This is a genomic window from Vibrio lentus (genome assembly GCF_030409755.1).
GTDB lineage: Bacteria > Pseudomonadota > Gammaproteobacteria > Enterobacterales > Vibrionaceae > Vibrio > Vibrio lentus.
The window spans coordinates 655,249-670,210 of sequence record NZ_JAUFQE010000001.1 but is presented as its reverse complement, the minus strand read 5'-3'; the positions used below and the strand labels follow the sequence as shown (position 1 = coordinate 670,210).

At 41.8% G+C, this 14,962-nt stretch carries 15 protein-coding genes; 11 read left to right on the top strand and 4 right to left on the bottom strand.

The features are described 5' to 3' along the window. The first annotated feature begins 1 nt into the window (after window position 1). From QWZ07_RS02725 to QWZ07_RS02675, 11 genes are read left to right on the top strand one after another with little or no spacing between them, the layout of a single operon-like run. A complete protein-coding gene (locus QWZ07_RS02725) occupies window positions 2-1,327 on the top strand; it encodes a type II and III secretion system protein family protein (RefSeq protein ID WP_192852842.1) in 1,326 nt (441 codons plus the stop codon). Beyond that, the gene (locus tag QWZ07_RS02720; protein ID WP_192852843.1) at window positions 1,327-1,788 is read left to right on the top strand and encodes an ATPase; all 462 of its coding nucleotides are present in this window, start codon (window positions 1,327-1,329) and stop codon (window positions 1,786-1,788) included. Before QWZ07_RS02725 ends, QWZ07_RS02720 begins: the two co-directional genes overlap by 1 nt. Window positions 1,789-1,790: 2 nt before the next feature. Continuing rightward, window positions 1,791-2,984 (top strand): CpaE/TadZ family protein, encoded by a 1,194-nt coding sequence (locus QWZ07_RS02715; RefSeq protein WP_192852844.1) that lies wholly within the window; start codon window positions 1,791-1,793, stop codon window positions 2,982-2,984. After that, window positions 2,981-4,246: a TadA family conjugal transfer-associated ATPase gene (locus QWZ07_RS02710; RefSeq protein WP_009845561.1), complete on the top strand. Its 1,266-nt coding sequence runs from the start codon at window positions 2,981-2,983 to the stop codon at window positions 4,244-4,246. The genes QWZ07_RS02715 and QWZ07_RS02710 overlap by 4 nt, the downstream gene beginning before the upstream one ends. Then, window positions 4,243-5,157, top strand: a complete 915-nt coding sequence (locus tag QWZ07_RS02705; RefSeq protein WP_065104643.1) for a type II secretion system F family protein — start codon at window positions 4,243-4,245, stop codon at window positions 5,155-5,157. Before QWZ07_RS02710 ends, QWZ07_RS02705 begins: the two co-directional genes overlap by 4 nt. Beyond that, window positions 5,157-6,023, top strand: a complete 867-nt coding sequence (locus QWZ07_RS02700) for a type II secretion system F family protein (protein ID WP_192852845.1) — start codon at window positions 5,157-5,159, stop codon at window positions 6,021-6,023. Before QWZ07_RS02705 ends, QWZ07_RS02700 begins: the two co-directional genes overlap by 1 nt. After that, a complete protein-coding gene (locus QWZ07_RS02695) occupies window positions 6,020-7,150 on the top strand; it encodes a tetratricopeptide repeat protein (RefSeq protein WP_081276277.1) in 1,131 nt (376 codons plus the stop codon). Before QWZ07_RS02700 ends, QWZ07_RS02695 begins: the two co-directional genes overlap by 4 nt. Then, window positions 7,147-7,683 carry a TadE/TadG family type IV pilus assembly protein gene (locus QWZ07_RS02690; protein WP_017077520.1) on the top strand — a complete coding sequence of 179 codons (537 nt, stop codon included), beginning with the start codon at window positions 7,147-7,149 and terminating at the stop codon, window positions 7,681-7,683. Before QWZ07_RS02695 ends, QWZ07_RS02690 begins: the two co-directional genes overlap by 4 nt. Next, window positions 7,673-8,257, top strand: a complete 585-nt coding sequence (gene tadF, locus QWZ07_RS02685) for a tight adherence pilus pseudopilin TadF (RefSeq protein WP_192852846.1) — start codon at window positions 7,673-7,675, stop codon at window positions 8,255-8,257. Before QWZ07_RS02690 ends, tadF begins: the two co-directional genes overlap by 11 nt. 1 nt (window position 8,258) lies before the next feature. Beyond that, a complete protein-coding gene (locus QWZ07_RS02680) occupies window positions 8,259-9,575 on the top strand; it encodes a TadE/TadG family type IV pilus assembly protein (protein WP_017111666.1) in 1,317 nt (438 codons plus the stop codon). A 1-nt stretch (window position 9,576) separates the two neighbouring features. Next, window positions 9,577-10,143 (top strand): OmpA family protein, encoded by a 567-nt coding sequence (locus tag QWZ07_RS02675; protein WP_102313871.1) that lies wholly within the window; start codon window positions 9,577-9,579, stop codon window positions 10,141-10,143. Between the two features lie 136 nt (window positions 10,144-10,279). Here QWZ07_RS02675 and QWZ07_RS02670 read toward each other — a convergent pair whose 3' ends face one another. From QWZ07_RS02670 to QWZ07_RS02655, 4 genes are all read right to left on the bottom strand, one after another. Then, entirely contained in the window at window positions 10,280-12,583 is a 2,304-nt protein-coding gene (locus tag QWZ07_RS02670) for a putative bifunctional diguanylate cyclase/phosphodiesterase (protein ID WP_192852847.1), read from the bottom strand. Window positions 12,584-12,967: 384 nt separating this feature from the next. Next, window positions 12,968-13,816 carry a sulfurtransferase gene (locus QWZ07_RS02665; protein WP_192852848.1) on the bottom strand — a complete coding sequence of 283 codons (849 nt, stop codon included), beginning with the start codon at window positions 13,814-13,816 and terminating at the stop codon, window positions 12,968-12,970. Window positions 13,817-13,851: 35 nt separating this feature from the next. After that, the gene (locus tag QWZ07_RS02660) at window positions 13,852-14,166 is read right to left on the bottom strand and encodes a hypothetical protein (RefSeq protein WP_192852849.1); all 315 of its coding nucleotides are present in this window, start codon (window positions 14,164-14,166) and stop codon (window positions 13,852-13,854) included. A 184-nt stretch (window positions 14,167-14,350) separates the two neighbouring features. After that, complete coding sequence (locus QWZ07_RS02655; protein WP_192852850.1) at window positions 14,351-14,959, bottom strand: hypothetical protein; 609 nt, start codon at window positions 14,957-14,959, stop codon at window positions 14,351-14,353. Window positions 14,960-14,962 lie beyond the last annotated feature (3 nt).

Here is a 14,962-nt window from a genome sequence, read left to right as displayed (position 1 = left end):
CATGACTTTAAAGAAGAAAAATATAGCCTTGCTATTGTGCGGGATTCTTTCTTGTCCATTACTCGCATCAGAATTAATGAACTTGGATCAAGGTGCCGCGAAAACCATTAATTTGAAGCGACAGATATCAACGGTATTTGTGGCGAATCAAGAAATAGCGGACTACAAAATTATCGATGAAAACAAGGTTGTGGTTTACGGCGTTGGCCAGGGTACTACCTCAGTGATTGTTTATGATCGTGGCGGAAATGAAATTTACAATGCGGAATTGGTTGTCAATCAAAGCTTAAGACTTCTTAAGCAAACGCTCATTGCTCGATTTCCTGATGAAAGCGTTGTGGTTTCCAATGTCGGTGACCAAGTGGTATTAGACGGTATTGTCGGTAGCGAAGAGATTAAGAAAAAGATTCATCGACTGGTTGGTGAAATGCTGAAGAAAGAACGCCGACGTAAGACATACGAATTGAAAGATGCTGGTGGAGAGGTTTTAGACGAACTGGAGTTCACCACTCAATATTACTACGACCAAGTCATTAATAATCTCAAAGTTCTCACTACTGAACAGATAAATGTAAAGCTGACGGTTGCAGAAGTTTCGAGTTCTTTTCTGACCGAGTTGGGTGTGACATACAGCGACAGTGGAGAGCCGGGTACTTTTGTTAATAAGCTCCTTGATTTTACGGCTCAAGATATTGTTTCTGTTATCTCCGCAAGTGGTGATGACAAAATCGGGCGTGTATTGGCCGAACCCAACCTTTCTGTTATTTCGGGTGAGCAGGCTAGCTTCCTAGCTGGGGGCGAGATACCAATCGCTGTTAGAGATGAAGACGGGATTACCATTTCTTATAAAGAATACGGCGTTAAGTTGGCCATGGTTGCAAAGGTTACTGATACGGAAAATATCCGTTTAACCTTGATCCCTGAAGTCAGTTCTATTGATGAATCGAACAAAACTACGACAGGTCTAATTTCTGTGCCTTCTTTAAGAACTCGACGAGCTCAAACTACGGTTCATTTAAAAGACGGGCAAAGCTTTGTTCTGGCGGGGCTACTTACGTCTGAAGAGCGTGAATCGTTAACCAAGATTCCAATTCTGGGGGACATCCCAATCCTAGGGGCTCTATTTAGCCACACTTCCACGAACCGCTCTAAAACAGAGCTGATCATTGTTGCGACTGTCAATCTCGTTGATCCCGTCGAGCAAGAACAAGTTAAGTTGCCAAGTTTTAGACGTACCAGTGATCTCGAACGATTGCTAAGAATAGACCTCTCAGATCTCGATGAACCTGAGTTGGAAGACACGATTAATCAAGGAGGGTTCAACTAATGAGATGGATCGTTATTACTTTAATAGCTTTTTTCACTTCTGCTTGCACTCATCTTGATACCAGTAACTCTAGTGTTATTGAACAATTAGAGGAACGCTTTGAATTTGACATGACGACTGATGAAGATTCGATGCCTCTTTCTGTGGCTTTTATTCGAGATCTCAACGTAAGAGAACCAAAGGCGACGTTTTTAGTTAGATATAAGCCTAATGCGAGTGAGTTTGTCGCGAAGTTAAGCGATCGATTTAAGTCAGAGTCCATCTCGAAAGACAGATATAAAGTTGAGCTTGCCGATCATGACCAAGAAAAAAACATCCTAATCATAGGTCGATATGTCCGAATTAAAAGCAGTGACTGTGGCGTGATGGTGTTCTCTAAAAGGGAAGATTATCAATTTGGCTGTAGTGTCGAACACAATCGTAATATTAGCTTGGTCAATCCAATTAAGAAGGCGAAATAGCTATGGACTTGGATATCTTGTTTCGTAATTCGTCTTCGAAAATGAAGTCGACAGTTGAGGCTACCGATCTCATTGTTTCAGACGATAGCGCCTTAACTGAATCGATTAATGATCTATACGCGATTGAAGGCTTTCCTAAACCACTTGAAGTGACTGATATTGATTTAGATGGTGTTTGGAATCAGTCAAACATCAAGCTGAATCATGTTGTACTTGATCTTCGCAGCGCATCCAACGTTATTGAGCAAGTGTCTGAGATTTCGATTCGCTTAGATGTGAACATCTCTTTGCTTGTTCTCTGCGATGTCGACTCTATAAAACTGCGTAACCAAGTGCACTCTCTAGGTGCTACTTATGTCTTGTGGGACTTTGAACTTGATGCGTTACTCGCGGCATTGAAAGCGACGCAAGAAGGAGAAAGCACCGTTAAAAAAACGCGAGTAGCTAAACGTATATTAGTGTTGGGAACCAAAGGCGGCATTGGAGTATCTTGCGTAAGTTCTGTTTTAGCACATTCCTTAGCAGAGCAAGCAAACCTAAAGACACTCTTGGTGGATCATGATTCAGGAGCGCTAAACAGCGACATTTATATTGGTGTAAAAGGCTTGAAAGCCAAACACAATAGTATCGATTTAAATCAGATCGACATTGACAGTGCGATAGCGAAAACCTATGTGCATGGCGTTAAAGAGAAACTTGATTATTTGGTTCTAGAGAAGAATGTTGCCTGCCTCTCTGATCATGCATCGACGCTGTACAACCTTTCGAGTCAACTTATTGATCAATATAACTTTATTATCGACTCAGCGCCGCTGTCTTGTTACGAAGAGATGCATGATCAGGAGTTATCGGATAAGTATCACCGTATCTTCATTGTTTGCGAACCTTCGGTCTCTTCATTGCGTTCATATAACTCGTTGAAGAAGAAGATCGGTAAATCTGAACACCAGATTATTTTTAACCTGAATAGACCAGCGAAAGACTTCATGGTGACACTCGCGAGTGCGAAAGAGAGGATCAAAGCCAAAGATAGCATTGATTTTATGTATGAGCCGTCACTTGAAAAAATAGTGGTGCAGCAGGGTATCAATGAGCTGCTTAAATCTAAGTCCTCGACTGCCGTTCTGAGTATGGTTGCCACGTTAACAGGCAAGAAAATTAAAACCAAATCACGTTTCAGTTTGTTTAGAAAATGAATCAATTAAAAGAAATTTACATCCAGCTTCGAGATGAAATCTTCGATGCTTTGGACGCCGCGACGCTTGTTGAAATCAGTAATCAAGAGCTAGAAGAACAGCTTAAAGATTCAGTCAATATATTGATCGACAAAAAGCAATTGCAAGTCAGTTCTCTTAAGCGCGTTGACCTAGTTAAAGCATTGCTCGATGAGTTAAAAGGCCTTGGGCCGTTGCAGGCTTTAGTCGATAACGATGACATATCGGATATCATGATCAATGGACCTTCCGATATTTTCATTGAAATCAATGGCAAAGTTGAACAGTCACCCATTCAATTTGTTAATGAGAAGCAACTGAACACCATCGCTAAACGAATCGCTTCGAATGTAGGTCGTCGCATTGATGAATCGAAACCTCTTTGTGATGCTCGTTTGATGGATGGTAGTCGTGTCAATATTGTAATTCCACCGCTTGCAATAGATGGTACATCTATCTCTATTCGTAAGTTCAAAGAACAAAAAATTAGGCTTGAGAATCTAGCTGAGTTTGGTGCCATGTCTGTGGAAATGGCAAAGCTGTTGTCTATAGCCAGTCACTGCAAGTGCAACATATTGATCTCTGGTGGTACGGGTTCAGGTAAGACGACATTGTTGAATGCGTTATCTGGGTTCATTGGTGAAACTGAACGTATTGTTACCATTGAAGATGCTGCTGAGCTACAGCTTCAAAAACCTCACATCGTAAGGCTTGAAACTCGACAAGCCAGCGTTGAAGGGACGGGAGAGATCACCGCGCGTGACCTTGTGATTAATGCCCTTCGTATGCGTCCCGACAGAATCATTGTGGGTGAGTGTCGTGGTGGTGAAGCCTTTGAGATGCTTCAAGCCATGAATACTGGCCATGACGGATCTATGTCAACATTGCACGCTAACACACCTCGTGATGCCATTGCTCGTACTGAGAGCATGGTGATGATGGCAACAGCCAGTCTGCCAATATCAGCAATACGAAGAACCATCGTTAGTGCAGTAGACCTTATCGTTCAAGTAAAGCGCCTCCACGATGGCAGTCGTAAGGTGATGTACATTTCTGAAATTATCGGGATGGAAGGGGATAGCGTGGTGATGGAAGACATTTTTCGTTATGAAGCAACTTCAAATTTCAAAGATGGAAAGATGGAAGGTGAGTTTAGAACACCCGGTTTATCGACTCGTTCTGTGATTTATGAACGTGCAAAATTCTTTGGTTTAGAACAAGCAGTAAAGGAGATATTTACATGACCTTAATACTGATTGTTTCATGGAGCGCTTTGCTACTTTACTTCCTTATCCATCGTTCTCGTCAAAACAAAAAATTGAGCAGCTTAATTGAGATGGAAGCTGAATTTGAAGGGGTTAAAGGTGTTCGCTCTGTTATTGATTCACAACAGTTTGAAGAGAGTTACAAAGCCCGGTTGAGGAAAAGTTACAAGAAGACTATCAAAGTCTTTCAACCTAATATGTCTTTGAAGTTAATCCTATTTGTGTCTGTGACAGCATCGGCAGTTTATGCGATCAATGAGTTTTTCTTGCGTCAGGATTATTTCGTTTGCTTACTGCTTGCTGAGCCGATCTTGTTCTTTGTTTTTTACACAAAGTTAAAGCAAAGACAGATGGATCGTTTCAAAACTAACTTCCCAGACGCTTTGAACATTTTGAGCGGCGCTATTTCTTCTGGTCAAAGCATCATTCATGCGTTCGAGTACGTGGGTAAGCAGCTTGATAATGATGTGGGCAAAGAGTTCAAGCTTATGGCTGAGCGATTACTTATTGGTGAAGACCCTGATGATGTTCTTGAGCGTAGCAGCAATACTTTTCCTTATTTAGAGTATTTCTTTTTCGCTTCAACGATAAGAATCAACCTAGCTCGGGGTGGTCAGCTTAAAGATGTGATCAATAAAATTAATCGACTAATGTTTGATTCTCGAGCTGTTGAGAAAAAGAAAAATGCATTGACCTCAGAAGCGCGAGCTTCTGCCAAAATTATCGCCTGTTTGCCCGTAATTTTTCTTATCATCTTGAAGTTTACAAGCCCTGAGAACTACAGCTTTGTTATGTTTGAGGAAGCGGGACAACCTATTTTTTATTACGTTCTAGTGAGCGAATTATTAGGTTTCTTTTGTATCTGGCTGATTTTGCGAGGTGTCAATTGATGGACTTTGAAACCGCCATTGTTTGGAGTGTCATATTTATTATCTCTATGGTTCTAGCAACGTATTGCTTGCGTTTTTGGGATAACACGAGAGCAAATATAGAAACTCGAAAAATAATTGGTTCAACACGCGAAGAAAAGAAACGAACGGATTTATTTAAGGCTATTTTGTCTCGACTTAGTTTCAATAAGCATGAAACTAAACGGAAGTTAGTCGCAGCTGGTTTTTACAATGACTTCCTTGCTGATGCTTACTATTTATTGAAAATAATACCTTTTAGTATCTGCCTAGTATTAATTGGTCTTGACTTCTTTAACGGTAAAACCGAAGTAATATTTTCTTTGCTGTATTTATTGGGGGCCTTATTAGCGTTTGTCATCGCGCCGGATTCCTATGTGTCTGCTCGAGGCAAAGCCAATATAAAGCACATCAGTTCAAGGTTACCTTTTTTACTCGATCTTATGAATGTTTGTGTCCATACCGGCATGACTATTGAGTCTAGCCTAGAGTACTTGGCGAAAGAACTTTACTCAGTAGACAGTAACCTTGCTCATGTTGTGAGAGTGACAGTCGAACGTTCGCGCCTGGTGGGTCTTGAAAAGGCATTGGAAGAATTTTACGAACTCGTACCAACCAGTGAGTCACAAAGTTTCGTGATGACCATGGTGCAGAGCCTCCAATTTGGTTCATCTGTTGGTCCCGTATTATCGACCTTAGCTACTGATATTCGAGAGCTAAACATGATGGATTTAGAAGAACGGATTGGAAAAATGGGGGCAAAAATGTCAATCCCGCTTATCGCTTTTATCATGGTTCCTATTGTTGTGCTAATTGCTGCCCCTGGTATTTTGAGGATGTTGATGTGATAAGAAAATATATATTAACCGTAATCATGTTGGTTTTAATCTCTGGCTGTACAACGGTTAATAATCAACTTGATACCAAAGAACAATTGCTTATTGGATCGGGTGATTCACAAAAGCTTATAGAGTTTTATAAGGCGAATATCCAATCTGACTCGGTATATAAAGTAAAGCTTGTTAATTTGTATCTAGATCTTAAAGATATCAAATCGGCTGAATTATATCGAAGCACCTATAGTGAAAGTGACCTTGATGATCCGGAATTCATTCTAACTAATGCTCGAATTTACTATCAGAAAAAAAACTTTGAGTACGCACTAGAAGAGCTAAAAAATTATCGGGATGAAGGTGGAGCAGAATATGAATATCAACTTTTAACCGGAAAAATATTAGCGCAACAAAAGCGATTTACCGAAGCTATTGAGCATTTTGAGGAAAGTCGAAAGCAAGGAGCCTCAGACAGAGAAGCCGGAAACAATATCGCCGTTGTAAAAATAATGCAGTCTGATTATTTAGGTGCGACGGATATTTTATATGACCTTTACCTGTCAAATCCAAACGACCAGAGAGTGAGTTCTAACTTGATTCTATCTTCGGTTAAATCTCAGCGACCGGATATCGCATTGGAAGTTCTAAAACATTCGAATAGTGATGAGCAGGCTCACAAGCAGCTATCTGCATTAATGAGGTCAATATCTAAAAGCAAAGGGAAGAAGGCCGTGACACAGTCAACGATAGAAATGGAACAACAGCTTATTGGTTCTCAAGTTAATTCAGGTGGCTTTGTAGCACCGACATCGCGAGTCAGTAAATTGGATACGACCGGGGAGTTTCAAGCTTCTAGACACAGTGTCGATGGCTCGGTGCTTGACCCAAGAAAACTTAAACCCGGTGCAAAACCTATTTATCGAGTACAAGTGTTAGCGACGTATACGGCGATTCCTTCGGATTTCTTGAATTACTTAAAAACAAATTATGGCTCTGTTTATTCGTATACACATGGATTGTGGAAGCGTTATTGCATTGGTGATTTTAATGACTTAGATGAAGCGAAAGCGTTCTTAAACAGTATCGATATTAAGGGAGCATTCGTTGTTGATTACACCAAGAAAAGGTATGTCCGACTATGAAATCGTTTAAACGAAAGCAAAAGGGGTCGTTAACGGTTGAAGTTGCCATGGGTATTCCGATCTTTCTGGCTATTGTCTTTGGGTGGGTTGAAATCTGTATTTTGACCTTCTCAATGAGCATGACTGATCACGCATTAACGACAGCGGTGATGCGAACAAAAAAAGCGGGCGACTCGAGCAGTAGTAACTCTATTAACTACGGCCAAATGATCAAAGACGAGTTGGACAAAGCGGGCGGATCTTTGTGGAGCAACGTAGTCAAAGAGGGGAGTGTAGTTATTCATGTTAACTATTTTCGAGACTACGAGGGATTTTTGAAATGCACGGATACTTACGCTTCCGCTGATAAATGCCCAGATAAGAAAGATGAACCGGAAGACATGGCATTGGCTGTTTACGCTTTGGAATACACTTATGATCCGATTGTATCGATATGGTTCCCAGATATGCCTATCAAGCGTGAAATTATCACTATTCAAGAATATGAAAGATGTTCATTCAAAATTGGTCAGGGAGCGGGTTGTGCAAGTTAAACAAAAAGGCGCATTTGCTGTTGAGTTGGCGATGGTTTTGGTCTTTGCGTCAGGGATCTTTGTTGTTGTCGTGAACCATATGCTAGCCATCAATAAAAAGGGTCAACTCGACAGAGCTTCTTATTCATTGACCACCATCTTTGCTGAACGAAAACAATTGTTTAATGCCAATATGGATATTTGTGTGGGTGACTGTCGAAAAACAGAACACAACGCGTTTGTGATTGCTTCTGCTTCGATGAAACGAATGATTCCAAACTTTGATAAAACCAAATTTGGGATGCGTATCGACGAGATAAGACTTGAAGAAACGGCTTTATCTGGAGGGAAAGTGAATTACAGAAGGGTTCAAAAGACTCTGACCAAAGGGAGCATACACGGATGTGACTTTCCAGACATGAGCGATATCACCAAAGAAAAAGCGATAGAAATACTTCCTATCACATCACGAGGCCGCAGATTACCTATGTATCAGGTGTCTCTTTGTTATGAAATCCCAACTAATTTGATTGGGATCGCCAACGGAGAGGTTTTTCGGCTTGTAAGTACATCTTATTCATTTGCGAGGGTTTAAGGTGAAATCGATAAAGAAAAACCGAGGTGTCGCCGGTATTTTGTTCGTTGGTCTATTGCCTATGATGGTTATTTTCATGGCCTTTTCGATGCAGATGTCTCAACAAATGCTAGCACACACGAGGTTATTGGAAGCTGCGGAAGTCGCTAGCTTGGCTCTCATCGCGAGTCCTAAAGAGGACGAAGAAAAGAACGTAAAGTATGCACGCTATTTAGTCGATAGATACGTTGTTGATAACACAGATGATGTTGATGTTGCGGTGTATACAAGTAAGTGTGAGTACAAAGATGGCTGTGTTCAAGCTAGTGGTGAACTCGCTCCGTTTAGTGACTTTGTGGTCAGTGCGACTGCTAAATATACGTCTTGGATCGCGTACGAAGAGATGAACTTAAAGCCAGAGTTTTCGGTGAGTGGGCGAGCAGTTACGCGCAAGTATCTCCCTCAGCCTGTTGATGTCTACTTTATCGGTGACTTTAGTGGTTCTATGGGTAACCCATGGAAGAACGGAAAAATGAAGCTCGATGTCGTGAAAGAGACCATTAAACGAGTCGTCGATGACATTGAAGAGTTCAACACGGAAGAAAAAAGCAGAGTAGCTTTACTCGGGTACAACCCGCTTCATGTTAAAAAAACAGACAAGATTGTACGAGTTAACGCCTATGGTTATTACGGTTCATGGCGAAAGAAATACGCTTATGATTACGCTCGAAACTCTCCTGCGACAACGGTTAGGCGAATGTTTGACAAGCCCGTTGTGTATAACGAAATTCTCGAACCAAAGTGGGGGATGAGTCGATACGAGATTGAGCGAATCTATACTCAGAACGTTAATTTTTCTAAGTATTACAAGTTTTATGATATCCCATTGACTGAAGACTATGACGATTTTCGGTCTCAATTAATGAGTACTCAATTACAAGCGGCAGGGGGAACGTCTTCTTGGAATGGAATCATTGCTGCAGCGCAAGAGGCGAACAAAGCAACCAATCTAAACCCTGAGCAAGTGTTTATTGTTTTATCGGATGGTCAAGATGGTGATGATAGTTATTTACAAAAATTGGTGGATCAGGGGCTATGTAAAAAGCTGCGCTCAACCATTTCAGCGAAACGAAATCGTTTCCAAAGTAATGCGCCAACTGAAGCTGAGAAAACGAAAGTCACGATGGGCGTCATTGGTATTAATTATAAAGTGGCAGAAACCGATGGCTTTGGAGATTGCTTTGGTAAGAAGAACATCTATCACGCTAAAGATGGCGAAGATGTATACAAGTACATTTTGAATTTGATTAATGAAGAAACCGGAAAACTAAAGGATTAACATGAGATACCTAGTGATTTTATCTACGATGCTAATGTCTCCATTGGGCTATGCAAACTGCTTGGGTGATGTTGGCGAATACGTCACTTCGAAAATGTTGGTGTCTTCTCATATTGTTACGACACAAGTGACTGGGAAGCTGGTAGAGCTAAATGAGAAACCTCAAAATGAGGTGATCAATAGAGAGAGTGAAGTGATTCAAATCGGAGCTCAAGATGATGTGTGTTTCTATGATAAAGCGACGCAATCCTTGGTGCTTAATTACCCAACGAATGTGTATCAATTGGATGAAAGCCATAAGCAAGTATTAGGTCAGTACCTTAGCTTAGTGAGTGATAAGTCCAAGATTTATATAGAGGGTCACGCAGATAGTGTAGGCAGTAAAGGCTACAACAAAGCCCTGTCATCTCGCCGTGCCGGACAAGTGGCGAGCTACTTGAAGAAAGATCTTCACCAAGGAAGTCGCATCGTTGAATATGCGTATGGCGAAAGCGCACCTATTTGTAAGGTTGTGGACAACAAGGCAACAGGTTGCAATCGACGAGTTGTGATAACAGTTAAGTCGTAATGGGTTTTGTTTTCATTGTCTGTGTTTTTATTTTTTGGGCCGCGATGTTAAGCGGTGTATAAAGGAAAGGGAGCCTGTTTAGGCTCCCTTTTTTGATTCATCGCGTTATTTGATGACTAGATAGATAACTCAACATCTATGCCGTTGGTTCTGGTAGTTCTACTGTCTCAACCTGAATTGGTGCTAGGTACTCACACAGCTCATCATAAGGTATAGGGCGAGAGAAGTAGTAGCCTTGCATTAAGTCACATCCACATGCCTTTAGAATCGCGAAGTGCTCGTTCGATTCTACGCCTTCTGCCAATACCACCATGCCGAAGTTTTTGCCGATTGCGATGATGTTTTGCACCATAGTGAGTGACTGCTGGTCTACAGCGATGTTTTCAATGAAACTCTTATCAATCTTAAGTTCATCAATAGGAAGTGCTTTCAACATGCTTAATGATGAATAGCCGGTGCCGAAGTCATCTAAAGATATTTTGATATTCTTTGCGTGTAAGGCTTCGAAAATAGGCTTCACTATGTCTACGTCTTCAATGAACAAGCTTTCGGTAATCTCAAGCGTTAAGCAACTTGGAGAGAATTGATACTTCTCAAGCGTTGCGAATAAGTGTTCTGAGAACGACTTATGTGAAAACTGACGTACGGATATATTGATCGAAAGACCGATTTTTTGTTCTGTCGTTCGGTGTAAATGGGCGATTTGCATAATGCTGGACTCGATAATAAAGGTACCGAGTTTTTGCATCAAACCAGTGCTCTCCGCGACCGGTATAAACACATCGGGTGGAACAAACCCTAGCTCGTCATCAATCCAACGAACCAGTGCTTCGACGCCATGAGTACTCTCGTCAGTGCGCACCAGAGGCTGGAAAGCCATGAATAGTGTTTGTTTCTCAATAGCAATACGTAGCCGTTGTTCTACTTTCATTTTGTAGAGGTGAGCGTCTTGCATGGCTGTGGTGAAAATGCTGTACGAGTTTTGCTGCTGCTTCGCTTTATACATAGAAATATCGGCGGAGCGGAGCAGACTATCGAGATCTTTTCCGTGTTCAGGGAAACGCGCAATACCGATGCTACAACCCAACAAGAACTGAGAATCTTCGACTTCATAAGGTTGGGAAAGAACTTCGATAAGGCGTTCCGCCAGTCGTTTAATCTCGGTCTCACTCGTCATCGGCGTTAAAAACAAAAACTCATCACTAGACTCGCGCACTAATAAGCTGAGTCGAGAGCGGAATCGCATCAAACGCAATGCGATCTGCTTGAGCACCTTGTCACCGAAGTCGTGTCCGTGGGTATCATTGACACATTTAAAGTTATCGATATCAATAAACAACAGCGAGAACTGCTCTGATTCATCTTCAATCCATTTACCAATATTTTTACGCATGTACAAGCGGTTTGGTAGAGAGGTTAATGGATCATGGTTAGCCTGATAAATGAGTTGGCTACGAGTGCGCTGTTCATTCTTGGCAATCGACTTAACCAAAAAGTAGAAACCAAATTGAAGAAAAATAAAGGCAACGAAAAGAATGCTGAACTCTTGTATAAATATGCTATCGACGTGAGTTAGATCCGTACGTCCAATCACCCATAATTTGTAGTTTGGGATGTATTTTGCGCTCATTAAAGAGTGGTATTGTTCATCGTCGACGACAAAAGAGTAGGTTTCTTGTCTATTCATCGCCTCTTGCACGCTGATTCCGAAGTGGTCGGTAAAGATCCGTGCAATACGTTGTAGGGCATCTTTGCCTACTGGAGAGGAATACGCACTCTCAGATTCGATATCACTAGAATAAAACTGGCGATAACTGTCTGTTCTGATCAGGCTTAGTGTATTGAAACTTCCGGCGTGAGCATTATTTTCAAATACGATCGTGGCGTCTAACCGTAGCCCTGCGGTCATTACTGCATCGATTTTCTTACCATCGATCGAAATGGATTTTCTCAGCGGTATAACCAAGCTATTCAACGATTCTTGAAAATAGGTACGGCCAAGCACCATGCTACTGCTTGATAGGGCGTCTAAAAAGGAGTCTTTCGTTGGTGCGTATTGCAGCAAGTTCCTTTGATTCGCAAGTTGGAGATTTGAGCTGATCGAGAGGTAGTCACCGTCGGTGTTCAACAAGCCAAACGCTGCTATCGCAGGGTGAGTATCTAGCAGTTTATCCAGTATTGGTCGAATTTGAATGGAGGCAGTACGAGTGAAGTCAGACTGCTGGGCGAGTTGGTGCCCAACCACTTCAAGCAGTGCTTCTTGACTGGTCAAGAGTGAGCTTACAGAGCTAGAAAAAAGCTCGACTTGGATATGTTGTTGTTGGATGAAGTCATCTCTGTTGGCTTGCCATTTAGTTACGCCCAACGCGGCGAAAAGTATCAGGGTCAGTAGTACGATCAACGCGTACAGCGACCAGATATTTTTCTTAAATAGAGCCATGAGATGCCTTTTGTTGGTTACTACTTTTAACAGAGTGCAAGTGACAAACTATTGGGTCGTCAGCGTGATTCATGCAACGAAAGATACAAACATCAATGATGACAGTATCAATGATTAAATAGTGTAACGACTACGAGCAGAGATTCTTGAGTGAAATATTATTATTCACCGCATTGATAACGATTTACCCAAGATTAATCACGGTTTATGACCAATAAATCGCTATAGATTAAAAAGCAACCGAGTAAATCCAGATTTGTTTTCAAACGACGTAGCATTACCGCAAAGCAAAGAGCTTACTGTGTGAGACGTTAAGTCATCACTACGAGTAAGCTCTTTATGCATGCGCAGTATATTCTAACAGTGGCAGTAAGCGAAGTTGAATTACTTTTTAGTCACAGCGATGGGTAATTTCTCGTTAGCGCCCCATTCAGTCCATGAGCCATCATAAACGCCCATTTCACCTGAATACCCGGCCAGTTTAGCGGCCAATAAAATGATGCAAGCCGTCACACCAGAGCCACAGCTAAAGAACATAGGTTGAGAGGGAGTTAAGTTTAGGAGCGAGAAAATGTCAATTAGCTCTTCTTGAGGTTTCAATTTACCTGCATTTAAGACTTGTGCGAATGGTAGGCAAATGGAGTTCGGAATATGTCCGCTGCGCAAGCCTTCACGTGGTTCAGGAACTTCTGAATCGAAACGAGCTTGTGAACGTGCATCCAGTATGTTTGCACTTTTGTCATCGGAGTAGTTTTGGATTTGCTGAGCATTTACAAAGTGGTTGTCTTGAATTTGGCCTTCAAAATTGCCCGCTTTTACTTCGGTGCGATAGTCAGTCTCTGTCGCGTAACCGGCTTTTATCCAAGCAGGTAAACCGCCATCTAAGATGTATACGTTGTTGTGTCCCATCGCCATAAACATCCACCAAGCTCGAGGCGAAGCAAAGGTTCCAGAGTTATCGTAAACCACGACCGTACTGTCTTGATTGATGCCAATTTCGCGAGCACGAGTGTTGAAGTGTTTTTCGGAAGGAAACATGTGAGGAAGCAAGGTGTGCTCGTTGCAAAAATCCTTGTCGTAATCAAAACGAATCGCATTAGGAATCATTTGTCCTTTGATCTTTTCTGACTCACTTGGGATCTGAAATTCGATACTGGCATCTAGGATTACAATGTTGTTTTCTTCTAGCAAACGTTGTTGAAGTTGTTCTGGTGAAATAAGTGGCTGATTCATTCTTCTTATATCCATTCTTGTTGTTATATCGGCGACTAAGGCGCTGTTCTACAGTGGATGAACTGATAGCTGCTTTGTCCGGTAATTTGATTGTTTAATGTATCAAGCGCGACCACAGAATCAATAGGGCAGTCTGTTGTTGGTGGAATGGAAACGCGAAATATTTCGTTGTATTGAGTTTCAACCGTGAGGTAGCGCCTATGTCCGTCTAGTGATTGAGTGAGGGTATTGGAAATCACTTTGGCTTGAATGCGTTGTCCTGTCTCTGAGGTTAAAGGGAAGTAGGTGAGAGCCAACAGTACCCCGACACCACACATTAAGATAAATAGACCTATTTTTAACTGTTTCATGAGAGTAAGTCTTTGAAGGTTATATTGAAAAGATAAGTCAGATTGGTAGTAAAGTGAATGTAATCAATCAGAAAATTTGAGTGACTCCCTATCCCAGCGAGATCAAAAAGTGAGCATTGCTGCTCACTTTGTATTGATACCGAACCAGTTTTTCATCTGTTGACGACCAAACTGTCTCCGCCGATTACCAAACTATCTGAGAATCACTACTCGATACTACTTGTTGTAATGGCGGCTGACCGTCATAAAACCAAATTTCGACCAACAGTGATTCGTGATTGACTGGAGCCGTAAAGTTAGACGCGAATACCCCGTTATTTAACGAGCCTGCAATCACTTTACTCGAATAGTCCGGTTTAAAGGTCGAGTCATCCCTTGTGCTGAAACGGCTATAAACCGTGACAAAGGAGCGAGCTGTTGAAATGCTGCTGATGTCAATGTCGAGATCAAACTGCTCAATAGAGCTGTAATCAAAGCCGTCGGGTACGACTACATCGGCCATCGTATAGATTGGTGTCGCTGCTGCACTTGTCGCTGGAGATGTCGTTCCTGTTACTGGAGTTGAAGGCGCTGCTGGCGTCGACGGTTTTGCTGGAGATGGTGTCGATGCACTACCGCCGCCACCACCTCCTCCTCCACACCCAACTAATATCAGTGGAGTGACAGCGAGAATAACAGTCAACGATTTCTTCATGTTCCAAGTTCTGTGTGCAGACATACCATCTTCCTTAGCTAGGTTGCGACTCGAATCAACGCAATAAGTTTCTTGATAGTGTTTATTGTGAATAGTCATGAC